This is a genomic window from Streptomyces sp. Ru71 (assembly GCF_002920535.1).
Taxonomy (GTDB): domain Bacteria; phylum Actinomycetota; class Actinomycetes; order Streptomycetales; family Streptomycetaceae; genus Streptomyces.
Genome location: NZ_PQSS01000177.1, coordinates 1 through 885, shown reverse-complemented (window position 1 = coordinate 885; position 885 = coordinate 1). Strand labels below are relative to the sequence as shown.

The window sequence follows — 885 nt, the reverse complement described above, 5'->3', positions numbered from 1 at the left end:
ACGCCATCGAATACGTCAAGCAGCTGCTGTCCTACCTGCCCTCCAACAACCTCTCCGAGCCCCCCGCCTTCCCCGAGGAGGCCGACCTGACGGTCACCGAGGAGGACCTGGAGCTGGACACCCTGGTCCCGGACTCCGCGAACCAGCCCTACAACGTCACCACCGTCATCGAGCACGTCCTGGACGACGCCGAGTTCTTCGAGACCCAGGCCCTGTTCGCGCCCAACATCGTCACCGGCTTCGGCCGCGTCGAGGGCCACCCCGTCGGCATCGTCGCCAACCAGCCCATGCAGTTCGCCGGCTGCCTGGACATCGCCGCCTCCGAGAAGGCCGCCCGCTTCGTGCGCACCTGCGACGCCTTCAACCTGCCCGTGCTCACCTTCGTCGACGTCCCCGGCTTCCTGCCCGGCGTCGGCCAGGAACACGAGGGCATCATCCGCCGCGGCGCCAAACTCATCTACGCCTACGCCGAGGCCACCGTCCCGCTGATCACCGTCATCACCCGCAAGGCCTTCGGCGGCGCCTACGACGTCATGGGCTCCAAGCACCTGGGCGCCGACCTCAACCTGGCCTGGCCCACCGCCCAGATCGCCGTCATGGGCGCCCAGGGCGCCGTCAACATCCTGCACCGCCGCACCCTCGCCCAGGCCGAGGCCGACGGCGAGGACCTGGAGGCGGTGCGCGCCCGGCTCATCCAGGAGTACGAGGACGCCCTGCTCAACCCCTACATCGCCGCCGAACGCGGCTACATCGACGCCGTCATCCAGCCCTCCGACACCCGCCGCCACATCGTCCGCGGCCTGCGTCAGCTGCGCACCAAGCGGGAATCCCTGCCCCCGAAGAAGCACGGCAACATCCCCCTGTAAGGAGCAGCTGTGATCAAGG

At 69.0% G+C, this 885-nt stretch carries 1 protein-coding gene; it reads left to right on the top strand.

Going from position 1 to position 885, the window contains the following annotated elements:
- On the top strand, positions 1-866 hold an 866-nt coding region (locus C3489_RS38095), incomplete at its 5' end, for an acyl-CoA carboxylase subunit beta (RefSeq protein WP_308460844.1).
- Positions 867-885 lie beyond the last annotated feature (19 nt).